21 protein-coding genes and 3 pseudogenes are annotated in these 24,939 nt (G+C 64.4%); 11 read left to right on the top strand and 13 right to left on the bottom strand.

From position 1 onward, the window contains the following. Positions 1–172: 172 nt before the first annotated feature. Positions 173–661, top strand: coding sequence for a protein-export chaperone SecB (secB, locus tag ACSKB9_RS24340; protein WP_069279084.1), 489 nt, complete (start codon positions 173–175; stop codon positions 659–661). 152 nt (positions 662–813) lie between these two features. Here the strand turns inward: secB and dnaQ are convergent, their stop codons facing one another. Genes dnaQ through ACSKB9_RS24320 form a run of 4 tightly spaced genes read right to left on the bottom strand, consistent with a single transcriptional unit; the run spans position 814 to position 3,654 of the window. Further along, complete coding sequence (gene dnaQ / locus ACSKB9_RS24335) at positions 814–1,539, bottom strand: DNA polymerase III subunit epsilon (RefSeq protein ID WP_050383510.1); 726 nt, start codon at positions 1,537–1,539, stop codon at positions 814–816. A 30-nt stretch (positions 1,540–1,569) separates the two neighbouring features. Continuing rightward, positions 1,570–2,169: a dephospho-CoA kinase gene (gene coaE / locus ACSKB9_RS24330; RefSeq protein WP_438076279.1), complete on the bottom strand. Its 600-nt coding sequence runs from the start codon at positions 2,167–2,169 to the stop codon at positions 1,570–1,572. A gap of 29 nt (positions 2,170–2,198) precedes the next feature. Next, complete coding sequence (locus tag ACSKB9_RS24325; protein WP_438076277.1) at positions 2,199–2,807, bottom strand: Maf family protein; 609 nt, start codon at positions 2,805–2,807, stop codon at positions 2,199–2,201. A 10-nt stretch (positions 2,808–2,817) separates the two neighbouring features. Next, on the bottom strand, positions 2,818–3,654 hold the full coding sequence (locus ACSKB9_RS24320; protein ID WP_016841463.1) for a pyruvate, water dikinase regulatory protein: 837 nt from the start codon (positions 3,652–3,654) through the stop codon (positions 2,818–2,820). Between the two features lie 473 nt (positions 3,655–4,127). On the opposite strand from ACSKB9_RS24320, the gene hemJ reads away from it, so the two are divergent. Both hemJ and rho read left to right on the top strand, forming a co-directional pair. Next, entirely contained in the window at positions 4,128–4,550 is a 423-nt protein-coding gene (gene hemJ / locus ACSKB9_RS24315) for a protoporphyrinogen oxidase HemJ (RefSeq protein ID WP_028335809.1), read from the top strand. 252 nt (positions 4,551–4,802) lie between these two features. Further along, positions 4,803–6,068, top strand: a complete 1,266-nt coding sequence (gene rho / locus ACSKB9_RS24310) for a transcription termination factor Rho (protein WP_021078151.1) — start codon at positions 4,803–4,805, stop codon at positions 6,066–6,068. A 134-nt stretch (positions 6,069–6,202) separates the two neighbouring features. Here rho and ACSKB9_RS24305 read toward each other — a convergent pair whose 3' ends face one another. Next, positions 6,203–6,430, bottom strand: coding sequence for a hypothetical protein (locus tag ACSKB9_RS24305; protein WP_438076274.1), 228 nt, complete (start codon positions 6,428–6,430; stop codon positions 6,203–6,205). Between ACSKB9_RS24305 and mnmE the strand changes: the two genes are divergently transcribed. The 5 genes and pseudogenes from mnmE (at position 6,366) to ACSKB9_RS24280 (ending at position 12,525) form a co-directional block, all read left to right on the top strand. Then, positions 6,366–7,691 (top strand): tRNA uridine-5-carboxymethylaminomethyl(34) synthesis GTPase MnmE, encoded by a 1,326-nt coding sequence (gene mnmE, locus ACSKB9_RS24300; RefSeq protein WP_253588388.1) that lies wholly within the window; start codon positions 6,366–6,368, stop codon positions 7,689–7,691. The two genes, ACSKB9_RS24305 and mnmE, sit on opposite strands and share 65 nt — an antisense overlap. 236 nt (positions 7,692–7,927) lie before the next feature. Next, positions 7,928–9,810: pseudogene (mnmG, locus tag ACSKB9_RS24295) on the top strand (tRNA uridine-5-carboxymethylaminomethyl(34) synthesis enzyme MnmG). Positions 9,811–9,943: 133 nt separating this feature from the next. Next, positions 9,944–10,607, top strand: a pseudogene (gene rsmG / locus ACSKB9_RS24290) (16S rRNA (guanine(527)-N(7))-methyltransferase RsmG). A gap of 31 nt (positions 10,608–10,638) precedes the next feature. After that, positions 10,639–11,490 (top strand): ParA family protein, encoded by an 852-nt coding sequence (locus ACSKB9_RS24285; RefSeq protein ID WP_028335813.1) that lies wholly within the window; start codon positions 10,639–10,641, stop codon positions 11,488–11,490. Positions 11,491–11,634: 144 nt separating this feature from the next. Next, a complete protein-coding gene (locus tag ACSKB9_RS24280) occupies positions 11,635–12,525 on the top strand; it encodes a ParB/RepB/Spo0J family partition protein (RefSeq protein WP_438076271.1) in 891 nt (296 codons plus the stop codon). 155 nt (positions 12,526–12,680) lie between these two features. Here the strand turns inward: ACSKB9_RS24280 and holA are convergent, their stop codons facing one another. From holA to ACSKB9_RS24260, 4 genes are all read right to left on the bottom strand, one after another. Further along, entirely contained in the window at positions 12,681–13,712 is a 1,032-nt protein-coding gene (gene holA / locus ACSKB9_RS24275) for a DNA polymerase III subunit delta (RefSeq protein ID WP_438076269.1), read from the bottom strand. An 8-nt stretch (positions 13,713–13,720) separates the two neighbouring features. After that, entirely contained in the window at positions 13,721–14,278 is a 558-nt protein-coding gene (gene lptE, locus ACSKB9_RS24270) for an LPS assembly lipoprotein LptE (protein ID WP_076833672.1), read from the bottom strand. Continuing rightward, positions 14,265–16,934: a leucine--tRNA ligase gene (gene leuS, locus ACSKB9_RS24265; RefSeq protein ID WP_438076267.1), complete on the bottom strand. Its 2,670-nt coding sequence runs from the start codon at positions 16,932–16,934 to the stop codon at positions 14,265–14,267. The genes lptE and leuS overlap by 14 nt, the downstream gene beginning before the upstream one ends. A 357-nt stretch (positions 16,935–17,291) precedes the next feature. Next, positions 17,292–18,983: a sensor domain-containing diguanylate cyclase gene (locus ACSKB9_RS24260; protein WP_438076265.1), complete on the bottom strand. Its 1,692-nt coding sequence runs from the start codon at positions 18,981–18,983 to the stop codon at positions 17,292–17,294. 109 nt (positions 18,984–19,092) lie between these two features. Here ACSKB9_RS24260 and ACSKB9_RS24255 point away from each other — a divergent pair. Continuing rightward, positions 19,093–19,779, top strand: a pseudogene (locus ACSKB9_RS24255) (YggS family pyridoxal phosphate-dependent enzyme); the annotation flags it as partial. 162 nt (positions 19,780–19,941) lie between these two features. On the opposite strand, the gene ACSKB9_RS24250 reads toward ACSKB9_RS24255, so the two are convergent. Further along, positions 19,942–20,727, bottom strand: a complete 786-nt coding sequence (locus ACSKB9_RS24250) for a 2-keto-4-pentenoate hydratase (RefSeq protein WP_438080377.1) — start codon at positions 20,725–20,727, stop codon at positions 19,942–19,944. Positions 20,728–20,829: 102 nt separating this feature from the next. After that, positions 20,830–21,369: a L,D-transpeptidase family protein gene (locus ACSKB9_RS24245; protein WP_438076263.1), complete on the bottom strand. Its 540-nt coding sequence runs from the start codon at positions 21,367–21,369 to the stop codon at positions 20,830–20,832. A gap of 241 nt (positions 21,370–21,610) precedes the next feature. On the opposite strand from ACSKB9_RS24245, the gene ACSKB9_RS24240 reads away from it, so the two are divergent. Both ACSKB9_RS24240 and ACSKB9_RS24235 read left to right on the top strand, forming a co-directional pair. Further along, positions 21,611–22,297 carry a response regulator transcription factor gene (locus ACSKB9_RS24240; protein ID WP_016841446.1) on the top strand — a complete coding sequence of 229 codons (687 nt, stop codon included), beginning with the start codon at positions 21,611–21,613 and terminating at the stop codon, positions 22,295–22,297. A gap of 57 nt (positions 22,298–22,354) precedes the next feature. Continuing rightward, positions 22,355–22,795 carry a cyclic nucleotide-binding domain-containing protein gene (locus tag ACSKB9_RS24235; RefSeq protein WP_016841445.1) on the top strand — a complete coding sequence of 147 codons (441 nt, stop codon included), beginning with the start codon at positions 22,355–22,357 and terminating at the stop codon, positions 22,793–22,795. A gap of 179 nt (positions 22,796–22,974) precedes the next feature. Here ACSKB9_RS24235 and ACSKB9_RS24230 read toward each other — a convergent pair whose 3' ends face one another. Together ACSKB9_RS24230 and ACSKB9_RS24225 are read right to left on the bottom strand one after the other, a co-directional pair. Beyond that, positions 22,975–23,790 carry an exodeoxyribonuclease III gene (locus ACSKB9_RS24230; RefSeq protein ID WP_028335822.1) on the bottom strand — a complete coding sequence of 272 codons (816 nt, stop codon included), beginning with the start codon at positions 23,788–23,790 and terminating at the stop codon, positions 22,975–22,977. 247 nt (positions 23,791–24,037) lie between these two features. Continuing rightward, the gene (locus tag ACSKB9_RS24225; RefSeq protein ID WP_438076260.1) at positions 24,038–24,856 is read right to left on the bottom strand and encodes an outer membrane lipoprotein carrier protein LolA; all 819 of its coding nucleotides are present in this window, start codon (positions 24,854–24,856) and stop codon (positions 24,038–24,040) included. Positions 24,857–24,939 lie beyond the last annotated feature (83 nt).

The raw sequence follows: 24,939 nt of genomic DNA, 5'->3' as shown, positions 1-24,939 counted from the left end.
CTCGCGCGCGCTGTCCTTTGCCGGGAGAATTTGCCGCCGGCCCGCCCTTTCGTCGTCCTTGTGGAGCGAGCCGGGCCTATGATAGCCACTCGCCCGGCATCGGCATTCTCAACACCTTAACGCGTGCCGTCGGACATTCTGTCCATCGAGCGCTGCTCCAGGAGACATTTTCATGACCAATGGCAACGGCGCCCCCGTCGAACAACCCGCTCCCCAGCTCAACGTCCTGGCGCAGTACACCAAGGACCTGTCGTTCGAGAACCCGAATGCGCCGGCCTCGCTTGGCCAGCAGCAACAGCAGCCGGCGATCAACATCCAGATCAACGTCTCCGCCAACAACCTGTCGGAGAACGAGTACGAGGTGATCCTCTCGATCGAGGGCAAGGCCGAGACCGCAGGCAAGGTGATGTTCAGCTTCGACCTCGCCTATGCCGGCGTCTTCCGGATCGTGAATGTGCCGAAGGAGAACCTGCATCCGCTGGTGATGATCGAGTGCCCGCGGTTGCTGTTCCCGTTCGCACGCGAGATCGTCGCGACCGCGGTCCGCGACGGCGGCTTCCCGCCCTTGTTGCTCGACCCCGTCGATTTCCTCGGTCTCTACCGCCAGAACATGGAGCGGCAGGCGGCCGCCCAGGCCGCTCCCGGCGTCAAGCCGAGCTGAGCTGAGTCGAGAGCACCGGAGCCTAATCCGTCATCCTGAGGAGGCCGCAACGCGGCCGTCTCGAAGGATCGACGGCCCGACTGTGGCCGCGCCTCCTTCGAGGCTCGCTCCGCTCGCACCTCAGGATGACGGGGATATAGAGCAACCTCTGATCAGGCCGCCGGTGCTGCAGCAGGCGCTGGCGGCGGCAGGTAATCGTTCCAGATCGGCTTGTCGCCGAGCGTGGCAATGAAGGCCCTGTGGGCCTCTCGATCGGCGTCACTGACCCGCGCGAGTAGCGGGGTCTCGCGCTGCCGCCGCGGCGTGTCACCACTATGGCCGCCCGCGCGCGCATCCGACGTTTCCGATGCCAGGATCAGCTGCGACTGCCGCGCGCCGATCAGGTCGATATAGACCTCGGCCAGCAGCTCGGCGTCGAGCAAGGCGCCGTGCTTGGTGCGGCGGGAATTGTCGATCTGATAACGCGAGCAGAGATCGTCGAGCCGGTTCGACACGCCGGGATGCTTGCGCCGTGCCAGCAGCAGCGTATCGACCAGCTGGTCCTTCGGGATCGCCTTCCGCTTGATGCGGTCGAGCTCGGCGTTGATGAAGCTGATGTCGAACGACGCGTTGTGGATCACCAGCGGCGTATCGCCGATGAAGGCCAGGAACTCGTCGACCACTTCAGTGAACAGCGGCTTGGAGGCCAGGAACTCGGTCGACAGCCCATGCACGGCGAACGCCTCCGCCGGCATGTCGCGCTCGGGATTAATGTAGACGTGGTAGGTCTGTCCCGTCGGCATGCGGTTGAAAATCTCGACGCAGCCGATCTCAACCAGCCGGTCGCCGCGCAGCGGATCGAGGCCAGTGGTTTCGGTATCGAGAACGATTTCGCGCATGACGTGAAGGAATCCGAAAAGGCGGGCGAATCAGGCGCGCCGCTTCGGCATCTTAACAACCTCGGCCAGAATGTCGCGGATACGCGCCCGCACCGGATCGAGTCCGTGCGAGGTATCCACTATGAAATCCGCGCGTTTGCGCTTCTCGGCGTCCGGCATCTGCTTGGCGATGATGGCGTCGAGCTTGGCGGCATCCATCGTGCCGCGGGCCAGCACCCGCTCGCGTTGCAGTTCCGGCGATGTGGTGACGACAACGACGGCATCGACACGCTTCTCGCCGCCGGTCTCGAACAGCAGCGGCACGTCGACAACGACGATCGGGCTACCTGCGGCTTCCGCATCGGCGAAGAATTTCTGGCGCGACGCGCCGAGCATCGGATGCACGATCTGCTCGAGCTGCTTCATCGCAGCAGGATCGTGCACCACGCGCGCCGACAGTTTCGCGCGATCGACCTTGCCGTCGGCGGTGGTGCCGGGAAAGGCGGCCTCGATTGCCGGCGCGGCTTCGCCTTCGTAGAGCTGATGCACGGCCGCATCGGCGTCATAGACCGGCACGCCGGCCTCCATGAACAGTTTGGCCGTGGTGGATTTCCCCATCCCGATCGAGCCGGTCAGTCCAACTATCAACATCGGTTCAGCATCTCTCCCGTCGCCACGCCTCACACCGCGAGCAGTTTCTCAGCACGCAGGAACGCAAGCAGCGACAATAGCGGCAGGCCGAGGATGGTGAAATGGTCACCTTCGATCCGCTCGAACAGATGCACGCCGAGGCCCTCGAGCTGGTAGGCGCCGACGCTGGTCGTCACCGCCTCCCCGGCATGGTCGAGATAGCTCTCGATCTCGCCGGCAGCGAGCCGTCGCATCGTCATGCGGGCCACGCTCACATCGCTGAACAGGACCTTTCCATCGCGTGCGACCGAGACGGCGGAATGCAGCTCATGGGTCCGTCCGGCGAGCAGGCCGAGCTGCTCGGCAGCCTGCGTGCGGCCGGCGGGCTTGCTGAACATGCGCTGCCCCAGCGCCAGCGTCTGGTCGGCGCCGACGACATATTGACCAGGCCTCTGCCTGGACACGAACAGCGCCTTCTCGCGCGCCAGGAGCGATGCGATCTCGCCCGGGGCCGAAAGGCCGGAATTCTTCTGCACCGCGCGTTCGTCGATGTCGGCCGGCAGCGCCTCGAAATCGAGGCCGGCATTTTCAAGCAGCATCTTTCGCGCGCGGCTCTGCGACGCGAGGATCAGCTTCTGTGGGCCGCACCAGATGCTCATGACGTGAGAATCATTCCGACGGCCGCGCGCGCTGGCGGTCGTTGAAGAGTTTCATCACCGCGGCCGCGGTCTCCTCGATCGAACGCCGTGTGACGTCGAGCAGCGCCCAGTTGAATTTCGCGCTGAGGCGCCGGGCAAAAGCGACCTCGTCGGCTACCGACTGCTTGTCGATGTAGGTGTCATTGTCGCGGTCGCCCATCGTGAGCAGCCGGTTCTGCCGGACCTGGATCAGGCGTTCGGGCGTCGCATGCAGGCTGACCACCAGCGGCTTCTTCAGGGTCTCGAGCTGGTGCGGCAGCGGGATGCCCGGCACCAGCGGCACATTCGCCGTTCGGATGCCGCGGTTGGCGAGATAGATCGAGGTCGGTGTCTTCGAGGTGCGGGATACCCCGACCAGCACGACATCCGCCTCCTCGAGGCCTTCGACATGCTGACCATCGTCATGCATCATCGTGTAGTTCAGCGCATCGATGCGGCGGAAATATTCCGCGTTCAGCACGTGCTGCGCGCCGACGCGCCCGGTCGTCGCGGCACCCAGATACGCCTCGAACAACTGCATCACAGGCCCGATGATCGACAGGCTCGGAACGTTGATCTCCTTGCACTTGCCCTCGAGCCGGCCGACCAGATCCTTCTCCAGCAGCGTGAACAGGACGATGCCGGGCGATTCCTCGATCTCGTCGAGCACGCGATCGAGCTGCTTCTGGCTGCGCACCAGGGGATAGACATGCTCGACCGCGGTCACATTGGCGTATTGCGCGGCGACCGCGCGCGCCACGGTGATCAGCGTCTCGCCGGTCGAGTCCGACACCAGATGCAGGTGGAAATAATTGGAAGTCGTCGGCACCAGAGCCCCTGTCTATCCTGTGAATCCCTGTGGAGGTCGAGGAGAAGAATCCGGTTCGATGGCCAGGCCCCTGTATATCTCGCCCCCTTCTTCACAGCACGTCGCAAAAGGATAAGTCGACGTCATGGCGGAGATGATAGTGAAGCAGTGTGGATTTGTCTCTTCATAAGCTGGCCACAGAGGCGCGCAACCAATTGAGGCATGCGATAGATTCCAGATATCCGCCGCCGCCGACCAGAATGTTGAGGGATGTGAACAAGCGCGCAGCAACCGCTGGACCGCCTTGCATGAGTCAAATTCACTGCCATTAAGACTCAAACCTTAGATTCTAAAATTAATTAGGTTTAGGAGAGCCGTGTGTGCGGATATGTATCCGTCCCTCGCCGGCGAAGCCTTGCGCGCAGCGCTGAGCCCTCCCGAATTGTTCCCCGAAAGGCATCACTGCGATGTTCGACTGGATCAACGCCCTGCCGATCTATGCCTGGGTCAAGGCCCTGCACATCGTCGCCGTGATCTCGTGGATGGCCGGCATGCTCTATCTGCCGCGGCTGTTCGTCTATCATTGCGAGGCCGAGGTCGGCTCCAGGCAGTCGGAGACCTTCAAGGTCATGGAGCGGCGGCTTTTGAAGGGGATCATCAACCCCGCGATGATCGTGACCTGGCTGGCCGGGCTTTTCCTGGTCTGGGCCGGACACTGGTACCTATCCGGCTGGTTTCACGTCAAATTTGCGCTGGTGCTCGCCATGTCGGGTATCCACGGCTTTTTGTCCCGCTGCGTGAAGGATTTCGCCGCCGACCGGAATCAGCGAACCCAGAAATTCTATCGTATTATCAACGAGGTGCCGACAGTTCTGATGATCCTGATCGTGATCATGGTGGTGGTGAAGCCGTTCTAGACATCACGATGCTCAAGACGCATGCTTCAGTCCTTCTTGCGAAGGACGAATCGATTTTCTATATAGGATTTATCCCACCCCACGCAGGCGGATGTGGTCGCGTTCCGGTTCTTTTCGGACCGGCGCCGCATCAGGTTTGAAAGCCCAAACGGCACTTTCCTGGCTGAGACCTGCGGACCTTCCTTTGGCGTCCGCTTTTTCCAGAGCCACCTCGCACCCCTTCCCTACCTACTTCCTCACAGGACGACCCCAATGCGGGAAATCAAACTCCAGGACCTCAAATCGAAAACGCCGGCCGAGCTCGTCTCGTTTGCGGAAGAGAATGGGGTCGAGAATGCCAGCACCATGCGCAAGCAGGAGCTGATGTTCGCAATTCTCAAGCAGCTCGCGATCGCCGAGACCGACATTATCGGTGAGGGCGTTGTCGAGGTGCTGTCCGACGGCTTCGGCTTCCTTCGTTCGCCCGACGCGAACTACCTGCCCGGCCCCGACGACATCTACGTTTCGCCGTCGCAGATCCGCCGTTTCGGCCTGCGCACCGGCGACACGATCGAAGGCCATATCCGCAGCCCGAAGGAAGGCGAACGCTATTTCGCGCTGCTGAAGGTCAACACGCTCAATTTCGAAGATCCGGAAAAGTCGAAGCACAAGGTCAATTTCGACAACCTCACGCCGCTGTTTCCCAATCAGCGTTTCCGCATGGAGCTTGAGGACTCCACCAAGAAGGACCTTTCCGCCCGCGTGATCGATATCGTCGCGCCGATCGGCAAGGGCCAGCGCGCGCTGATCGTGGCGCCGCCGCGCACCGGCAAGACGGTGCTGATGCAGAACATCGCGCACTCCATCACCGCCAATCATCCCGACTGCTATCTGATCGTGCTTCTGATCGACGAGCGTCCGGAAGAAGTCACGGACATGCAGCGCTCGGTGAAGGGCGAGGTGGTGTCGTCGACCTTCGACGAGCCGGCGGTGCGTCACGTCCAGGTCGCCGAGATGGTGATCGAGAAGGCCAAGCGCCTCGTCGAGCACGGCCGCGACGTCGTGATCCTGCTCGATTCGATCACGCGCCTCGGCCGCGCCTACAACACCGTCGTGCCGTCATCCGGCAAGGTGCTGACCGGCGGTGTCGACGCCAACGCGCTGCAGCGGCCGAAGCGCTTCTTCGGTGCCGCGCGCAACATCGAGGAGGGCGGTTCGCTGACCATCATCGCGACCGCGCTGGTCGATACCGGCAGCCGCATGGACGAAGTCATTTTCGAAGAGTTCAAGGGCACCGGTAACTCCGAACTGATCCTCGACCGCAAGGTTTCGGACAAGCGGACATTCCCGGCGATCGATATCGCCCGTTCCGGCACCCGCAAGGAGGAGCTGATCACCGATCCGCAGGTGCTGAAGAAGATGTACGTCCTGCGCCGCATCCTCAATCCGATGGGCACCATGGACGCCATCGACTTCCTGCTCGACAAGCTCCGCAATACGAAGAGCAACTCGGAATTCTTCGATTCCATGAACACCTGAGGCCACGGCCGAAAAGAACAGGGCGCTCCGCACAAACGGGGCGCCTTTTTCATGCTGCGGATTTGCTGCGGCTAAGTGCAGCATAAAAGGAGCCGTTCTCCGCACTGGGTTTCCAGTTAACTATCTGATATTATTTATATTTCTATCATACTTGGTGATCTGGCTGACGACACCGCAGCAAAATTGCTGCGCGGCTGCTGCAGTGAAATCAGATCATGCTGCATCGCAGCATTTTGCGGTATGGAGTGCGAAATCGAAGCGGCATTGCCTTTGCCGATTTGCTGGAAGAAATAGGCGATGCATCCACGCGACCAGACTATTTTCGCGTTATCCTCGGGGCGGCCGCCGAGTGCGATCGCCATTGTCAGACTGTCTGGCCCAATGGCCGAGTCGGTCATTGCAGGACTGGCGGGCAAGACGCCGGTGCCGCGGCTGGCGACCCGCGCGCTGCTCCGCGATTCGAACCATCAACCGATCGATGACGCGGTCGTGCTGTGGTTTCCAGGCCCGGCCAGTGCCACCGGCGAAGACGTCGCCGAATTTCATGTCCATGGCGGACGCGCCGTCTTGGCGGCGATGTTTGATGCGATCGCGGCATTCGACAACGTGCGGCCGGCCGAGCCGGGCGAGTTCACCCGGCGGGCCTTCGAGAACGGCAAGCTCGACCTGACCGAGGCCGAGGGCCTGGACGACCTGATCCACGCCGACACCGACCGTCAAAGGCGCCAGGCGCTGCGCCAGTTGAAGGGGTTGCTCGGCGACCGCGCGCGCGACTGGCGCGAGCGGATCATCGCGGCGTCGGCGCTGATTGAGGCCGGCATCGATTTCTCAGATGAAGGCGATGTGCCGGCCGAGCTGATCGGGTCGGCGCTCGAGAAGATCCGCGCGCTGCATGATGAGATCAAGCAAGTCCTTGCAGGGCAGGGGCTTGGCGAGCGGTTGCGCGACGGCCTGGTGGTCGCGATCGCCGGTCCGCCGAATGTCGGCAAATCAACCCTGATCAATCAGCTCGCCAAGCGCGAGGTCGCGATCGTCTCGCCTCATGCCGGCACGACCCGCGATGTGATCGAGGTGCAGCTCGACCTCGACGGCTATCCGGTGACGGTCATCGACACCGCCGGCATTCGCGAGACCGACGACCCGGTGGAGCAGGAGGGCGTCCGCCGCGCCCGCGCCCGCGCCGCGGAGGCGGACCTCGTGCTGTGGCTGGCCGACAGCGGCGATGCAAAGGCGGGACATGGCGGAGCGACGCCGACCTGGCTGGTGCGGAACAAGATCGACCTGGTCAGGACCGCGGCGGGTGAGGGCGGCAGTTACCCCGAATTCAGGATCTCGGCTGCTCGTGGCGATGGGTTGTCAGAGCTGATCGCCGCGCTGGTCGGGTTCGCTCAGGACTATTTTGGAACCAGCGAAGGCGGCTTGATCAGTCGGACGCGGCAGCGCGGATTGTTGCAGGAGACCGTCGAATCCCTTCAGCGCAGCATCGACGTGGTCGGGCAGGGCGAAGAACTGGCGGCGGAGGAACTCCGGCGGGCCGCTTACTCACTCGGTCGTCTGCTCGGCCGGGTGGATGTTGAAGACATCCTGGATGTCATCTTCCGCGAGTTCTGCGTCGGGAAGTAGCGGGTGCCCCGTCTGTTTCACGTGAAACATGGTTTCGATCTGGTTAAGGAACCCTCATCCTGTTTCACGTGAAACAATTGCCGATCATACAGCCGCACTGTTTCACGTGAAACGGTCCCATCCGTCATTGCGGGCGAAGCGAAGCAGTCCATATTTGCCTCTCGGGCTTCGGTCTCGGAGCGGCGATCCCAACTTCGTTCTTCCGGCTTTCATGACTCCACGATAGAAGTCCGGGCATGACTTCCAGGGCAGACTCATTTGACGTCATCGTCATCGGCGGCGGCCATGCCGGCTGCGAGGCCGCGAGCGCTTCTGCCCGGATGGGCGCAAGGACCGCCTTGGTGACCCATCGTTTCGCGACGATCGGCGCGATGTCGTGCAATCCCGCCATCGGCGGGCTCGGCAAGGGCCATCTGGTCCGCGAAGTCGATGCACTCGACGGTCTGATGGGCCGGGTGGCCGACGCCGGCGGCATCCAGTTTCGCATGCTGAATCGTCGGAAAGGTCCAGCGGTTCGTGGCCCCGGGCGCAGGCCGACCGCAAGCTCTATGCGGCCGCGATGCAGGCCGCGATCACCGAGACCGCGAACCTCAACGTCATCGAAGGCGAGGCGTATGAATTGGTCGTCGTCGATGGTCGCGTGACCGGCATTTGCCTGGGCGATGGCCGCCGGCTATCGGCGGGGGCGGTTGTCATCACGACCGGGACCTTCCTGCGTGGTCTGATCCATCTCGGCGAGAAGAACTGGCCGGCGGGCCGGGTCGGCGAGGCGCCGGCCATGGGCCTGTCGGCTTCCTTTGAACGTGCAGGGTTTGTGCTCGGCCGGCTCAAGACCGGGACGCCGCCGCGCCTCGACGGCACCACGATCGACTGGTCCGCGGTCGAAATGCAGCCCGGAGACGAGCCTCCGGAGCCGTTTTCGGTCATGACTGACCGGATTACGACCCCGCAGATCCAGTGCGGCATCACCCGGACCACGCCGGCGACCCATGAGGTGATCCGCGCCAATGTGCATCGCTCGCCGATGTATTCCGGTCAGATCAAGAGCTCCGGACCGCGCTATTGCCCCTCGATCGAGGACAAGATCGTCCGCTTCGGCGACCGCGACGGCCATCAGATCTTCCTGGAGCCGGAAGGGCTCGACGACACCACGGTCTACCCGAACGGCATCTCGACCTCGCTGCCGGAAGAGGTCCAGCTTGCGATCCTCGCCAGCATCCCCGGCCTTGAACGGGTGACGATGGTCCGGCCGGGCTATGCGATCGAATACGACCACGTCGATCCGCGCGAGCTCGATCCGACGCTGCAGACCAAGCGTCTGCGCGGGCTTTTCTTGGCCGGCCAGATCAATGGCACTACGGGCTATGAGGAGGCGGCGGGGCAGGGCGTTGTCGCCGGGCTCAATGCCGCGCTCGCGGCCGGCGATGCCGATCCGATCGTGTTCGACCGCGCCGACGGCTATCTCGGGGTGATGATCGACGATCTCGTGACCCGCGGGATCACCGAGCCGTATCGCATGTTCACCTCGCGCGCCGAATATCGGCTGACCTTGCGTGCCGACAACGCCGACCAGCGCCTGACCGACAAGGGCATTGCACTCGGATGCGTCGGAACGGCGCGGGCCGAGCGCCATCGGACCAAGATGGCGGCGCTGGAGGCGGCCAAGCGGCTGGCGAAGTCGCTCGCGATCACACCGAATGAGGCCGCCAAGCACGGGCTTGCCCTCAATCGTGACGGCAATCGCCGCTCCGCCTTCGAGCTTCTGGCTTATCCGGAGATCGAATGGCCCGCGGTCCGGGCGATCTGGCCGGAGCTGTCGGCCATTGACCCTGCAATCGCGGTGCATCTCGAGATCGATGCCAAATACGATGTCTATCTGAAGCGCCAGACCGCCGATGTCGATGCTTTCCGGCGTGACGAGGGTCTGGTTCTGACCGACGTCGACTATACCGATGTCCCCGGTCTCTCGAACGAAGCGCGCGCCAAGTTGCAGAAGGCGCAGCCGCGGACGGTCGGCCAGGCCGGCCGGATCGACGGCATGACGCCGGCGGCCCTGGGTATTCTGGCGGCCTATCTCCGGCGGGAAGCGCGGCGGAAGACTGCGAAGGCATCCGCCTAGCGTTTCACGTGAAACGGCAGGCCCCGGTCATTGCGAGGAGCGGAAGCGACGAAGCAATCCATCGCTTTCCCAGGTGGCACTATGGATTGCTTCGCTTCGCTCGCAATGACGAGCCCGACCGGCATTCCAGGGAATGGCTTCAATTTCGCAATCCGTCGAACTCAGTGTCTCCGCCAAGGACAAGGCCGCGGCGCTCGCGCTGACGCCTGTTTCACGTGAAACAGAGGCGCGGCTCGACCGCTACATCGCCCTCCTCCTCACGTGGCAGGCCAAGACCAATCTCGTCGCGCCATCGACGCTGCCGACCCTCTGGACCCGCCACGTCTCCGATTCGCTGCAGCTCCTGAGTTTGATGCCGACGGCGAAGTCGTGGGTCGATCTCGGCAGCGGCGGCGGCTTCCCCGGTGTCGTCCTCGCCTGCGCGCTGGCCGAGACTCCGGGCTCGTCGATTCATTTGGTTGAGCGAATTGCCAAGAAGGCGGCATTCTTGCGCGAGGCGATACGGGTGACGGAGTCCCCGGGGGCGGTGCATCTGGCTGATATCGGGGATACTGTGGATAGATCCGGGGCCCATCGATTGCGTCACCGCGCGGGCGCTGGCTCCGTTACATCAACTCATCGGCTTTGCGGAGCCCTGGGTCAAAAAGGGCGCCAAGGCGCTGTTTTTGAAGGGTCAAGATGTAGAGGCCGAATTGACCGAGGCCACTAAATATTGGATTATTGAGCCAAAGCTACACTCCAGCCGGACCGGCGGACAGGGCTGGATCGTCGAACTCGGGTCAATCGAGCGGCGCTAGGGGACTCCGCGAGAGCAAATGGTATTTTGGTATGACTGTGATGGACGAGGTTTATCAAGAGGATAAGGCGTCCCAGCCGCCTGGCCATCCGCGCATCCTGTCGCTCGCCAACCAAAAGGGCGGCGTCGGCAAGACCACCACAGCGATCAATCTTGGGACCGCACTCGCTGCGATTGGCGAGCGCGTCCTGATCGTCGATCTCGATCCGCAGGGCAACGCCTCGACCGGCCTCGGCATCGATCGCCGCAACCGCAGCTGCTCGACCTACGACGTCCTGATCGGCGAAGCGCCGCTGCGCGATGCCGTGGTCGCGACCGCGGTGCCGCGGCTGCACATCGCGGCTTCCACCATGGACCTCTCCGGCCTCGAGCTCGAGCTCGGCACCACGCCGGGCCGCGCGTTCCGGCTGCGCGATGCGATCGCAGGATTGAACAACAATGTCTCGCCGGAAGCCGACTACACCTACGTGCTGATCGACTGCCCGCCCTCGCTCAATTTGCTCACGGTGAATGCGATGGCGGCGTCGGACGCGATCCTGGTGCCGCTGCAATGCGAGTTCTTTGCGCTCGAAGGTCTGTCGCAGTTGCTGCAGACCGTAGAGCAGGTGCGCTCGACGCTCAATCCGAACCTGTCGATCCACGGCATCGTGCTGACCATGTTCGACTCGCGCAACAACCTCTCCAACCAGGTCGTTGCCGACGTGCGCCAGTTCATGGGCGACAAGGTCTACGACACCATGATCCCGCGCAACGTGCGCATCTCCGAGGCGCCGTCCTACGGCAAGCCGGTTCTGGTCTACGACCTCAAATGCGCCGGCAGCGATGCGTATCTCAAGCTCGCCACCGAAGTGATCCAGCGCGAGCGCGAGCTGCGCACGCATTGATGTTGCGTAGGATGGGTAGAGCGAAGCGAAACCCATCACTCTCATTGCGAGCCGCGATGAGTTTCGCTTCGCTCTACCCATCCTACGTTTCTTTTGAAATTCAAGTCTGGAGTACTGCGTGTGAATCCAAGGGAGCTCGCAACAATGGCCGATGAAGCGCGTTCGCGACTGGGGCGCGGGCTGGCAAGCCTGATCGGAGATGTCGGCGGCGAGGCGGCCGCGCATGTCGAGCGGCCGCGCAACCAGCGCAAGGTGCCGATCGAATTCCTCAAGGCCAACCCGCGCAACCCGCGGCGCACCTTCGCCGACACCGAGCTCGGCGAGCTTGCCGATTCGATCAGGCAGCGCGGCGTGATCCAGCCGATCGTGGTGCGTGCGATCAAGGGCGCGCAGGACCGCTACGAGATCATCGCCGGCGAGCGCCGCTGGCGCGCCTCGCAACTCGCCGGCCTGCACGAAGTGCCGATCGTGCCGGTGGAGGTCTCTGATTCCGACGCGCTCGAGATCATGATCATCGAGAACGTCCAGCGCGAAGACCTCAATGCGATGGAAGAGGCGCAGGGCTATCACGCGCTCGCCGACGAGTTCAAACGCAGCCAGGAAGACATCGCCAAGATCGTCGGCAAGAGCCGCAGCCATGTCGCCAACATGATGCGGCTGACCAAGCTGCCGGCCGAGGTGCAGGCGCTGATCTCGAAAGGCGATCTCTCCGCCGGCCACGCCCGCGCGCTGATCGGCGTGCCGGATCCGCTCGCTGCAGCGAAGCGCATCGTCGCCGAGGGTCTCAACGTTCGCCAGGCCGAGGCGCTGGCGCATGAGGAGGGCGTGCCGGAGCGCAAGCCGCAGAAGGCGCGCAGCGGCAGCGCGGCCAAGGTCGACAAGGATGCCGACACGCTGGCGCTCGAGAAACGCGTCAGCGATGCGCTCGGCCTTACCGTCACCGTCAGCCATCGCGATCCCGGCGGCACCGTCCAGATCAGCTACCGCAACCTCGAGCAGCTCGACGAGGTGGTGCGGCGGCTCGAGGGCGGCTAGCCCGGCGACATCCATCTCCGTCATTGCGAGGAGCTCGCGACAAAATTGCAAAGCAATTTTGCGCTGAAGCGACGAAGCAATCCATCGTTCCGCATATGCCGATCCATGGATTGCTTCGCTTCGCTCGCAATGACGCCTTCCCAATATCGTGCGTCTCACCCCCGCCGTTTCGCATTCGCCGCGATCGAGAGCAGCGCGCGCTGCGCGATCACGGCGGCGAGCGCGGCCTGCTTGCGCATGTCGAGCGCCGCGGTCGCGAGCTGATCGATCACGATCACCAGCCGCGGCGGCGTGAAATTGCGCAGCGCGATCTCGACCGCAGGTTTGCGCGAGAAGTGCAGGCGCGGGAATCCGCCTTCCAGCACGGCTGACGCCGGCGTGCCGTCCGCGATCGCGAGCGCCGATTTGTGCAGCCATGCCGCCTGGCGCTGCGCGGCCGAGATGATCACGCCGGGATAGGTGCCGGCGACCATTGCCTTCGTGAACTCGCTCTCGACCAGCGCGGCGTTGCCGGCGAAGGCGCCGTCGACGATCGGATCGAGCTTCAACTCGGAGGCGTCGGACACCACGGTCATCACGTCCTCGAGCGTGATCTCGCCCTTGCCGTGCGCGAACAGCGCAAGCTTGCGCAGCTCGTTGCGCGAGGCCATGCGGTCGCCGCCGAGCAGCGACATCAGCACCGCGCGCGCATCCTGCGCGAGCCGCAGATTCGATACGCGCAGCTCGTCCTCGATCAGCTTGGTGAGGTCGCGCTCGGTGTCGGGATAGCAGCCGATCGCAACCGCATTCTTGGCGCGCTCGCAGATCTTGCGCAGCGGCGATTCCGGCCTGAGCTCGCCGGCCTCGATCACGATGCGGCAATCCCTGAGCGCGGTGGTCTCGGTCAGCGTCTCGACGCCACTCGAGAAGTTACGCGAGCCGGCGCGGACGCGGATGGCGCGGCGGCCGCCGAACAGCGGCACGGTCATGGCCTCGTCGACCAGCCGCGACGGCTCGGCGGCGAGTTCGTCGCCATCGAGTCGCACCAGCGAGAATGGATCGTTGGGATCGTCGACCGCGGAGGCCATCAGCGCGTCGGCGCGCTCGCGCACCAGCCCGAGGTCCGGGCCGTACAGCAGGATGATCGGACGGCCGGCGTCAGGCCGGACGAGGAAGCTGTCGATCTCTTTTCCGCGAAGCGCGACCAATGCGGCGATCAGGTTCCGGTGGAGAAGAAGGAGGCGAGCCGGGTCTGGATGTTGTCGGCGATCTCCTGCGCGGCGCGGTCCTCGGCGTCGCGGAAGGCGCGGGCGCGGGCGAAGCGCTGGTAGGAGCCGGGCATGTCGTAGGACACCCGCGAGAACGTGGTGCCGGTCATCACAGACTTGTTCGACGCAATCTCGATCAGGTTGAACTGGGCGTCGATGGCGTAGTTCTCGCTGGTCGGCAGCGCGGTGGCCGGATCGATCATCAGCGAGGAGCGGCTGGTGTTGAAGCGCAGCACCAGCCGATGCGTCGGCGGCATGCCGGTGGCGGTGCCGTAGAGCTTGAAGGCGAGGGCGTTGCGGACCTCGACGCCAACCCGCGCCTCGCGCGAGGCGTTCGGCTTGTCGACCGGCGGAACCTCGACGCCCATCAGCTTTTCGCGCAGCGCGGACGACTGGCCGTCGAGGGTACGCTCGGCATACATCGGCTGGAAGCATCCGGCCGTCAGCGCGGCCAAGGCAGCCACGGCCACGAGCCGGGCGGCGATCCTGATCCTAGCCGACAACATTGACGATCCTCATGGGCACCACGATCACCTTGCGGACGGGTTTGCCGCCCAAGGCGGCTTTTACCGCATCGAGCGCCAAAACGGCAGCCTCTATATCCGCATTTTGGGCCGCCCGTGGCACGGTAACATCACCTCGTTTTTTACCGTTGACCTGGACAACCAGGGTCACGCTGTCTTCGACCAGCAAATCGCGTTCGATTTGCGGCCAATCGGCCTCGGAAACCAGCCCGGTCTGGCCCAGAATCACCCAGCACTCCTCGGCCAGATGCGGCATCATCGGCGAAAACAGCTGCACCAGGATGGTCGCCGCCTCCTTGACCGCCCAAGAAACATCTGGAGCCAGGTCCGGCGCCGGCTTGTCGCCTTTCGCCAGCACCTCGGACAGCGCATTGGCGAACTCGCGGATATGGGCGAGACACACGTTGAAATGCAGCCGCTCGATCCCGGACGACACCTTGTCGAGCGCGCCATGGGCGGCCTTGCGCAGCGCCAGCGCCTCGGGCCCGAACGTCGCCGGCCGGGCCGTCGGCGCCGTCTTGTTATCAGCGATCTTGGCGATCTCGGCCGATTCGTTCACCAGCCGCCACAGCCGCTGCACGAAGCGCGAGGCGCCCTGCACGCGCTCGTCGCTCCAGATCACGTCGCGGTCCGGCGGCGAATCCGACAGCATGAACCAGCGGGCGACGTCGGCGCCGTAGCTCGCGATGATGTCGTCGGGGTCGACGGTGTTCTTCTTCGACTTCGACATCTTCTCGATCGGGCCGATCTCGACGTCCTCGCCGGTCGCCAGCAGCACCGCGCGGCGGCCATTGCCGGCAACCTCGATCTTCACCTCGGCCGGTGTGACCCAGCTGCCGTCGGCCTTCTGGTAGGTCTCGTGCACCACCATGCCCTGGGTGAACATGCCCGCGAACGGCTCGCTCATGTCGATGTGGCCGGTGGCCTTCATCGCGCGGGTGAAGAAGCGGCTGTAGAGCAGATGCAGGATCGCGTGCTCGACGCCGCCGATATACTGGTCGACCGGCATCATCCGGTTGGCGACCGCGGGCGTGGTCGGCGCCGTCTCGTTCCACGGGTCGGTGAAGCGCGCGAAGTACCACGACGAGTCCACGAAGGTGTCCATCGTGTCGGTCTCGCGCACCGCCTTGCCGCCACACTTCGGGCAGCTGACGTGCTTCCAGGTCGGATGATGGTCGAGCGCGTTGCCCGGCTTGTCGAAGCTGACATCCTCCGGCAGCGTCACCGGCAACTGGTCGTCGGGCACCGGCACCACGTCGCATTTCGGGCAGTGGATCACCGGGATCGGGCAGCCCCAATAGCGCTGGCGTGAAATGCCCCAGTCGCGCAGCCGGAAATTCACCTGCCGCTCGCCGACCGGCGCCAACCTTCCTTCCCCTGGCAGGGCGCGCAACTCAGCCTCGAGGCGCTTGGCGACCTCTTCCTTGGCCGCGTCGATCGTCATGCCGTCGAGGAAGCGCGAATTGATCATGCGGCCGTCGCCGTCATAGGCGACGTCGGTGATGACGAACGTCTTCGGGTCCTGGCCCTCGGGGCAGACCACCGGCACATTGCCGAGATTGTACTTGTTGACGAAGTCGAGGTCGCGCTGGTCGTGCGCCGGGCAGCCGAAGATCGCGCCGGTGCCGTATTCCATCAGCACGAAGTTCGCGACATAGACCGGCAGCTTCCAGTTCGGATCGAACGGATGCACGGCCTTGATGCCGGTGTCGAAACCCTGCTTCTCGGCGGTGTCGATGATCGACTGTGCGGTGCCGATCTTCTTGATGTCGGCGATGAACTCCGCGAGCTTCGGATTCTTCGCGGCGGCGGCTACCGCCAGCGGATGATCCGCGGAGATCGCCATGAACTTGGCGCCGAACAGCGTGTCGGGCCGGGTGGTGAAGATCTTCAGCTCGCTCTCGCCGGCAGGCGTCGTCGCCGCATCGAGCGCGAAGCGGATCAACAGGCCCTCGGAGCGGCCGATCCAGTTGCGCTGCATCAGCCGCACTTTGTCGGGCCAGCGGTCGAGACCATCCAGCGCTTCCAGGAGCTCCTGCGAGTACTTCGTGATCTTGAAGACCCACTGGCTCATCTCGCGCTGCTCGACGACGGCGCCTGAGCGCCAGCCACGGCCGTCGATCACCTGCTCGTTGGCGAGCACGGTCATGTCGACCGGATCCCAGTTCAGCTTGCGCTTCTCGCGCTCGGCGAGGCCGGCGCGCAGCATGTCCAAAAACATCTTCTGCTGATGCTTGTAGTAGCCGGGGTCGCAGGTCGCGAACTCGCGCGACCAGTCGAGCGACAGCCCGATCGACCGCAGCTGTTTCTTCATCGCGGCGATGTTGTCGTAGGTCCAGGCCTTCGGCGCCACCTTGCGCTCGATCGCGGCATTCTCCGCCGGCAGGCCGAACGCGTCCCAGCCCATCGGGTGCAGCACGTTGTAGCCCCTGGCGCGCATGAAGCGGGCCAGCACGTCGCCGAGCGTGTAGTTGCGGACATGGCCGATATGGATGCGCCCCGACGGATAGGGGAACATCTCGAGCACGTAGTATTTCGGCCGCGGATCGTCGTTCTTGGAGGCGAAGATCGCCTTTTCGTCCCACAGGCGCTGCCAGCGGGGCTCGGATTCACGGGCGTTATAGCGTTCGGCGGTCATGAAATCGCAGGGATTTTGGGTGGCTCTGGGTGATTTTCGGGCCCCGTCCGGGGACGGCGGACTAGGCCACAAAAGCGCCTGCGCGGTCAACGGCTTGGGGCCTCCAAACGTCCCATCCCCTCGCGCAGCCGCCCTGCCGCCGTCGCAGGGGCGCCGTCTGCAGCCTCCTCGTCGTCCTGGCGAAGGCCGGGACTCATAACCACAGGGCGTTGTCGAGGGAGAGGTCGTGGCCCCAGCTTCGCGCAATCCTAAACGGTGGGGTAATAGGTCCTGGCCTTCGCCAGGACGACGCTGAATATGCGGCGTCGCCGCTGGTCACGGTTCCGCGCTCATCGCGTCGCTCGACCACGCACGATCTCAACTCGCCAGCGCCATCCCGGCTTCGTCCAGCGTCTGCAGGAAGCCGTGCTCGATCACGGCGTTGCGGCCGCGGCGCTTGGCGGCGTAGAGGGCGGCATCCGCGGCTTCGATCAGGTCGCCGGGGCGCTGGGTCTCGTTCGGCTTGGTCGTCGCGACGCCGACGCTGACGGTGACGACGCAATGGCTCGAGGACGCGTGCGGCACGGCGAGGCCGAGCACGGCGGTGCGCACGGTCTCGCCGATCGCGAGCGCATGCGCGGCGTCGGTGTTCGGCAGCAGGAGGCAGAATTCCTCGCCGCCATAGCGGCCGGCAAAGCCCATGGTGTCGGCAGCGATCCCGGACAGCACTTCGCCGATTCGGGTCAGGCAGGCATCGCCTTCGGGATGGCCGTAGGTGTCGTTGTAGAGCTTGAAATGATCGACATCGATCATCATCAGCGACAGCTCGCATTCATATTGCTGCGCCCGCATCCATTCGAAGTCGAGCCGGCTCTGGAAGCCGCGGCGGTTGGCGAGGCCAGACAGCGCGTCGATCGAGGCCATCACGGTGAGACGATCGTTGGAGGCGACGAGCTCGCGCTCGCGCTGGCTGAGCTGCGCCGCCATGGCGTTGAAGGCGCGCGCCAGCGGCACGAATTCCGCCGGCAGCTTGTGCTTGGCGACGCGCGCCGACCAGTCGCCCTCGCCGAACCGTCGCGCCATGCCGGTCATCAGCTCGATCGGATGGATGACGAGCCGCTCGGCGCCGACCAGCGCACCCAACAAGACGAAAAGGCAGACAAAGCCGAGCTGCAGATAGGCGGTGCGGATCTCGCGATTGATCGCCGCGGTCACCTTGGCCTCGTCCATGCTCACGATCAGCCGGGATTGCGTGCCGGCGATGCGCGCGAAGCTCAGCGTGCGCTGTGCGCCGTCGGACGCGGTGAACGACACCGAGCCGGACGGCTCGTCATAGCTCAGCGCCTTCTCGGCGATCGCGGCCATCAGCGGGATGGTGTCGAGCGAGCGGCCGATCAGGCTCGCATGATCGGCGGGCGCGGCGATCACGACGCCGGTAGAGTCGACCAGCACGGCCGACATGCCGGGCTGGCCGCCGAGATTGGCCATGATCTGCGACAGCCAGTCGATATTGATTCCGGCGACCACCACGGCATCCTGCTCCGGATTGATCGCGGCGACCGGATAGGCGGCCATCATCATCGGGCGGCCATTGGTCCTGCCGCGCAGATAGTCGCTGAACACGAAGCCGCGGTTGTCCTGCGCCTTCTTGAAATATTCGCGGTCGCCGACATTGAGGCCGACCTGGACGTTGAGGGTCGAGCACTGCACCAGCCCGTCCCTGGAGACGAACATGATGCTGCGGATCCAGGGCAGCACCGTCGGCAGGCTGGCGCGCAGCACCTCGCAGCTCTGCGCGATGCCGCCGGAGGCGCGGATGTAGGCTGCAGATTTCAGCATGGTCTCGACCGAGGAGACCACCTCGCGCTGGGTCTCGGCGGCATGCGCGGTGAGGCTGGCATAGCCGGCCGCGGCCTGCGCGACCTGCTTGCTGCGGGAATCCTCCAGGGTGCGGACGCGGTCCAGCATCAGGGGTGCGACCAGCATCAGCGCAAGCAAGGCCAGCCGGGCACGAATTCCCAGAACCTTCTTGAGCCTGACCCGGTTGCGGTTGAAAGTGACGCCCGACATTCTATTCCCTTGCCCATGCGCAAGTTAGAATGCAGGGCTTCAAAAAGCCTTTCCCGAATTTGGTAAAATTCGAGCCAACCCCCCGCACCTGTCAGAGAACGGCACAAGCATGACGCAAAGCCCGACCACGCCGTTACCGGCCGATTCACCACATGGTCTCGCCGCCGTCGAACGCGAGATCGCCCATGCCTGCAAGGAAGCGCGGCGCGACCGCGCGTCGGTGACCTTGATCGCGGTGTCGAAGACGTTCGCGGCCGACGCAATTTTGCCGATTATCGGCGCCGGACAGCGCGTATTTGGCGAAAATCGCGTGCAGGAGGCCAAAGGCAAGTGGCCGGCGCTAACCCAGGCTCATCCGGGATTGCAGCTGCATCTGATCGGGCCGTTGCAGTCGAACAAGGCCAAGGAGGCGGTCGCGCTGTTCGATGCGATCCACTCGGTCGACCGCACGAGCATTTGCGAAGCGTTAGCCAAGGAAATCAAAAATCAAGGCAAGCACCCGGAACTGTTCGTCCAGATCAATACCGGTGAGGAGCCGCAGAAGGCCGGCGTCGCGCCGCAGGACGCGGATACCTTCATCGCGGCATGCCGTGACACCTACGGCCTGCAGATATCAGGACTGATGTGCATCCCGCCGGTCGACCAGGCGCCGGCGCCGCATTTCGCGCTCTGCGCCAAGATCGCCGCACGCAACGGGCTGACGAATCTCTCGATGGGTATGAGCGCGGACTTTGCCGTCGCGATCCAGATGGGGGCCACCCATGTGCGGGTGGGCTCGGCGATCTTCGGGACGCGGACGGTACCGCATAACTCAGTGTCGTCCTGGCGAAAGCCAGGACCCAACTTCGTGGCCATTGCAAGGGACACGCGGCCAGATCGGCGGACAACAATTCACTTCGGTGGTTATGGGTCCCTGCTTTCGCAGGGACGACAGCGGTGTGTGTGGCGCGTGCGCGGCCTACACGAACCGCACCGACACTTTTCCGATCGCGCCAAAATCGGCGGCGAATTTATCGCCGGCGGTGATCGGCAGCGGGGGATGGCAGGTGCCTGTGGTGACGACTTCCTCTGCCCGCAAGGTCAGCCCGAGCGCGCGCAGCTCGTTGGCGCACCAGGCGAGCGCTGCGCGGGGATCGCCGAGCACGTTCTTGCCATGGCCGATATAGCGCTCGCCGCGCAACGTGATGACCGGGCGGTCCTCGACCAGATCGATCGCGCGCCAGTCCGCTGTCGTTGCGGGTCCGAGCACGAACAGATGCGCGCAGGCGTTGTCGGCAATCAGCTGCGCTTCGCCGGCGGAGGCGAAATCGGCGAAACGCGAATCCGGAATCTCGATCGCCGGATGCAGCGTGCCGACGGCCTCCAACACCTCCTGCACGCTGTAAGGCGTCGTGCGCGGCGCGAGATCGCGCGCCATGCGGAAGGCGTATTCCGGCTCGCCGACGCGCATCTCGTTGCCCTGCATCGACGCGGTGCCGCCATCCGGTATCACCGTCTCGGCAAGGATACGCCCGGCGAGCGGTCCGGGGACATTGATGTGCTTCTGGCCGGCCGCGCTGGTCGCCGCGATCTTCCAGCCGAACAGTTTTTCGCGCGACGTTTTCTCCAGCGCAGCTTGCACCGCATAGCCCTCGACACGGTCGCGCGGCCGCATGGTGCCATCGAGTGCGCCGAGCTTTGTTCCCGCGCGCCAGTGCTCGCTCAGGACGTTCGAGGCAGCGGCGATCTGGTTGTTGTCGAGCATGCTGTTCGCTCCCGCGGGAATTATTCTTGGTTGCGCGCGATCTCAGCATAAACGCGTCGCGCTTGTCGCGTGGGAAAACCGATGCCCAGCTATTCCAGCAAGCTACTCTATGATGATCCTTGTCTTTGGACTCATCCGCCGCAACAACCGCAGCATCGAGGTCTTCGTCATCGAGACGCAGCCCGCGGTCGGCGAAAAGTTCGGCCGCGCCAGATGCAGGAATACGGCGCTGCCGCGGCCGGCGACGCGCGGTGCGGCGTTGTGATCGATCTCGATAATGAAATCGTAGAGATGGTCCTCGCGAGTCAGGCGGTCGCCGCCCTGCGCCCGATCGAGCCGGATCGGCTGGTTGTAGTGACGGTCGGCGGGGTCCTCGCACCAGGCGTCCTCGCGGCGGATCGGCCGGGTCGGCAGGAAAGTCGCCGGACGCTGGTGCCGGTCGGCGCGCCACCAGAGCTGGCGCGGATGGAAGACGCCGCGCGGCGTGCCGCCGTCGCCCTCGCGCTTGTTGGCGAGGATTCCGCCGCGTCCGAGCGCCACCGGCACGGTCCAGCCGTCAGCCGACAGCCAGCCCCGGCGCGGGTCGCCGGCGGCTGCTCGGACCTCGATGATGGAGAGCGGGCGATCACGTTTGGCTGTCATATAAGTGATTGAAATAGCTGACCTTCCCTTAAGAATCGTTCCAAACTGAGCTTGCCTTGGAGGTTCAGAACATCCTATCTCCCGGCATTACAGGACATTCACGTCCTGCCCCGCCGGATTTGAGGTAGACTGCGTTGCCTTGTGAATCGGTAACAATCGCCTACCTGAACACATATCTAGCCGATGTTACGGCCATAAGCGTCCTCTGCTTCTGACCGCCCGCCCCCGAAGGATTGTACCTATGGCCAATGCCCGCAAGATCTTGATCGTGGATGACGATACCGATCTGCGCGATACGCTGGTCGAGCAGCTGTCGCTGCACGAGGAATTCGAAGCCTCCGCAGTCGACACCGGCGCCAAGGGCGCCACTGCCGCCAAAGCCAATTCCCCCGATCTGGTCCTGATGGACGTCGGCCTGCCCGACACCGACGGCCGCGAAGTGGTCCGCTCGCTCCGCAAGGGCGGCTTCAAGGCTCCGATCATCATGCTGACCGGCCACGACACCGATTCCGATACGATCCTGGGGCTCGAATCCGGCGCCAACGACTATGTGGCGAAGCCATTTCGCTTCGCGGTGCTGCTGGCCCGGATCCGGGCGCAGCTCCGCCAGCACGAGGCCAGCGAGGACGCGGTGTTCTCGGTCGGTCCGTACTCGTTCCGGCCCGGCTCGAAGATGCTGACCGGCGCCAATGCCAGGAAGGTGCGGCTGACCGAGAAGGAAACCGCGATCCTCCGCTTCCTCTACCGCGCCGGCCAGATGCCGGTGTCGCGCGAGACGCTGCTCCAGGAAGTTTGGGGCTACAATTCCGGTGTCACCACCCACACGCTGGAAACCCACATCTACCGCCTCCGCCAGAAGATCGAGAAGGACGCCGCCAACCCGGAAATCCTGGTGACGGAAGCCGGTGGCTACAAGCTGGTGCCGTGATACGCTTTGCGCTCAACGATTCGTGAAATCGAGGCGCACCGCGGTTACCGGACCTGAATGTCGATCGATGATGACGTAGCCCTGCTCGAGCGGGTCCCGACAATGCGTCTGTTGGGCGAAAGCTCCTTGCGCATGCTGGCGATCGGCTCCGAGCAACGTGATTTCAACGCAGGCGACGTGCTGTTCAAGGCCGGCGACGCCGCGGACGCCGGCTATGTCGTGCAGCGCGGCACCTTCCGCGTCGAGGAAGGCGGCGCCGAGATCATCGCCGGTCCCGGCGCGCTGATCGGCGAGCTCGCATTGATCGTCGCGATGAAGCGGCCATCGACCGCCACCGCGCTGGAGCGCGGCTCCGTGATCCGCGTCGCGCGCAGCCTGTTCCAGCGCGTGCTGGAAAGCGATCCCGCCGCGGCCCGCCGGCTGCGCGACGAGCTCGCGCTGCGCACCAGCCAGCTCGCGAGCGATATCCTGATGGCGGGCGGGAAGTTGAGCACGTGATCATTTCGCGCGTCATTCCGCAAGGTCATTGAACCGTCACCCTGAGGTGCGAGCCTTGCGGCGCAATTGCGCCGCTGGGCGAGCCTCGAAGGGTCGACGGCCACCAGCCGGGCCGTGCACCCTTCGAGACGCGCGTTCCGCGCTCCTCAGGATGACGGGTCGAGGGTCGGCGGCGCCCTTTAAACCTCCATCACCGCCGTCACCGGCACGTGGTCCGACGGGCGCTCCCAGCTGCGGGCGTCGCGGGTGATCTTGAAATCGCTGACCTGATCCTTCAGCGCGCGCGAGACCCAGATGTGATCGAGCCGTCGGCCGCGATCGCCGACGGTCCAGTCCGCCGCGCGGTAGCTCCACCAGGTGTAGACCTTTTCCGACATCGGGATCCGCTCGCGCGCGATGTCGAACCATTCGCCATGCGCCTGCGCGGCGAGCAGCTTCTCGGTCTCGACCGGCGTGTGCGAAACCACCTTGAGCAGCTGCTTGTGCGACCACACGTCGTTCTCATGCGGCGCGACGTTGAGGTCGCCGACCAGGATGTGGCGGTCGTCGCCGCGCGGATGCAGCGGCTCGCAGGCCTTCATCTCGTCGAGGAATTGCAGCTTGTGCTCGAATTTCGGATTGAGCGCGGGATCAGGAATGTCGCCGCCGGCCGGCACGTAGAAATTATGCAGCACCAGCGGCTTTGACAGCTGCGCCTTCTCGCCGAAGGACACCGAGATGTGTCGTGAATCGATCTTGTCGCAGAACGTCCTGATGTCGGTCGTCTCGAACGGCAGGCGCGAGACGATGGCGACGCCGTGATAGCCCTTCTGTCCGTTCAGCGCGACGTGCTCATAGCCGAGCCGCTTGAAGCGCTTGAGCGGAAACGCATCGTCGATGCATTTGGTCTCTTGCAGGCACAGCACATCCGGCCGCGCGCTCTTGATGAACTTGGCGACGGTGTCGATGCGCAGGCGCACCGAGTTGATATTCCAGGTGGTGACGGAGAACCGCATGAGAGGTGCGTCTTAGCACGGTTCTCGGTGCGGATTTCAATTGTCCACAGGGAGGCTCCCACCTCGCCCCGCTTGCGGGGAGAGGTGGATCGCATGGAGCGAAGCGCAATGTGATCCGGGTGAGGGGGACTCACCGCGTACTCGCGTCTTTCGGATTCCTGGAGGCAGCCCCTCACCCCAACCCTCTAAGAGCGAGCTTCGCTCGTCTCGGCCCCGCAAGAGCGGGGCGAGGGAGAAGGAAAGGCGGTCAGCCCGGCGAGGTGCCGGGATAGGTCGTGAAGTCGATCTTGAACAGCTGCGGATCGGGCTTCTGCGTCGCGTCGAGATTGTAGACCGCAACTGTCGTGTCGTAGCCCTGCGGGTCGGTGACGGTCCACTGCTTGAGCTTGCCGTCCTTGGCGCCGATCATCAGCAGGAAGCGGCTGGTGCCGACCAGCGCCTGCTTCTCCTCGATCGTGATGCTGACGAACACGTCGTCGGCGGTGACGCTGATGACGTTGGTGTCCTTCATCAGGTCGATGCGGTCCGACAGCAGATAGCGCAGCGGGGTCTGCGACAGCGGATAGACGTCCTGGGTGGCGAGCCTGCGGTCGCGCACCGCGACCGAGGAGCCGTCCGCGATCACCTCGATCGGGCTCGGATCGTCATATTCGAAGCGCAGCTTGCCGGGTTTCTGGATGTAGAAATCGCCCTTGGTCTTGGTGCCGTCGGGGCCGACCTGGACGAAATTTCCGACCAACGTTTGCAGCGACGAGAGATAGGCCGAGACCTTGGCGGCCTGCGCCTTCTGGTTGGCGTCGAAGGTCTGGAAGATGTTGGCGGGCACGTTGCGGCGCGGATCGGGAATCACCGGGTTCGGCGGTGCCTGGGTGGCGCCGGTCGTGGTCGGGCCCTTGTCCGCATTGGTCTGCGCGCCGGCGTCCTTCTTTGGCGCAGCCTTGGATCCGGCGTTGGGCGCGGGCTTCGGGGGCGGCGCGTTCTGCGCAGTCGCCGCGCCGGCGATCGCGGCGGTGACGAGAAGAGCGAGCGCAGTGCGCGTGCCGCGGTCAATGAGGTGTTTTGCCATCAGATATGTCAGGTCTCTGTTCGACGCTCGTCCCGCTGCGCCGGATTTTATCCCGCCTCTTCCGAGGGAGATATGGTTTTTCC

The organism is Bradyrhizobium sp. BR 1433 (assembly GCF_051547665.1).
GTDB classification, from domain to species: Bacteria; Pseudomonadota; Alphaproteobacteria; order Rhizobiales; family Xanthobacteraceae; genus Bradyrhizobium; species Bradyrhizobium australafricanum.
Note: the sequence above shows the minus strand (reverse complement) of the source record. Positions and strands in the feature narration are given on the sequence as shown.

What these genes read in the sequence shown, in the direction of transcription:
- secB (WP_069279084.1), top strand. Translation starts at nt 173, where the DNA reads ATGACCAATGGCAACGGCGCCCCCGTCGAACAACCCGCTCCCCAGCTC.
- dnaQ (WP_050383510.1), bottom strand. Translation starts at nt 1,539, where the DNA reads ATGCGCGAAATCGTTCTCGATACCGAAACCACTGGCCTCGATCCGCTG.
- coaE (WP_438076279.1), bottom strand. Translation starts at nt 2,169, where the DNA reads ATGTTGATAGTTGGACTGACCGGCTCGATCGGGATGGGGAAATCCACC.
- ACSKB9_RS24325 (WP_438076277.1), bottom strand. Translation starts at nt 2,807, where the DNA reads ATGAGCATCTGGTGCGGCCCACAGAAGCTGATCCTCGCGTCGCAGAGC.
- rho (WP_021078151.1), top strand. Translation starts at nt 4,803, where the DNA reads ATGCGGGAAATCAAACTCCAGGACCTCAAATCGAAAACGCCGGCCGAG.
- mnmE (WP_253588388.1), top strand. Translation starts at nt 6,366, where the DNA reads ATGCATCCACGCGACCAGACTATTTTCGCGTTATCCTCGGGGCGGCCG.
- ACSKB9_RS24305 (WP_438076274.1), bottom strand. Translation starts at nt 6,430, where the DNA reads ATGGCGATCGCACTCGGCGGCCGCCCCGAGGATAACGCGAAAATAGTC.
- ACSKB9_RS24285 (WP_028335813.1), top strand. Translation starts at nt 10,639, where the DNA reads ATGACTGTGATGGACGAGGTTTATCAAGAGGATAAGGCGTCCCAGCCG.
- ACSKB9_RS24280 (WP_438076271.1), top strand. Translation starts at nt 11,635, where the DNA reads ATGGCCGATGAAGCGCGTTCGCGACTGGGGCGCGGGCTGGCAAGCCTG.
- lptE (WP_076833672.1), bottom strand. Translation starts at nt 14,278, where the DNA reads ATGTTGTCGGCTAGGATCAGGATCGCCGCCCGGCTCGTGGCCGTGGCT.
- leuS (WP_438076267.1), bottom strand. Translation starts at nt 16,934, where the DNA reads ATGACCGCCGAACGCTATAACGCCCGTGAATCCGAGCCCCGCTGGCAG.
- ACSKB9_RS24260 (WP_438076265.1), bottom strand. Translation starts at nt 18,983, where the DNA reads ATGTCGGGCGTCACTTTCAACCGCAACCGGGTCAGGCTCAAGAAGGTT.
- ACSKB9_RS24250 (WP_438080377.1), bottom strand. Translation starts at nt 20,727, where the DNA reads ATGCTCGACAACAACCAGATCGCCGCTGCCTCGAACGTCCTGAGCGAG.
- ACSKB9_RS24245 (WP_438076263.1), bottom strand. Translation starts at nt 21,369, where the DNA reads ATGACAGCCAAACGTGATCGCCCGCTCTCCATCATCGAGGTCCGAGCA.
- ACSKB9_RS24240 (WP_016841446.1), top strand. Translation starts at nt 21,611, where the DNA reads ATGGCCAATGCCCGCAAGATCTTGATCGTGGATGACGATACCGATCTG.
- ACSKB9_RS24235 (WP_016841445.1), top strand. Translation starts at nt 22,355, where the DNA reads ATGTCGATCGATGATGACGTAGCCCTGCTCGAGCGGGTCCCGACAATG.
- ACSKB9_RS24230 (WP_028335822.1), bottom strand. Translation starts at nt 23,790, where the DNA reads ATGCGGTTCTCCGTCACCACCTGGAATATCAACTCGGTGCGCCTGCGC.
- ACSKB9_RS24225 (WP_438076260.1), bottom strand. Translation starts at nt 24,856, where the DNA reads ATGGCAAAACACCTCATTGACCGCGGCACGCGCACTGCGCTCGCTCTT.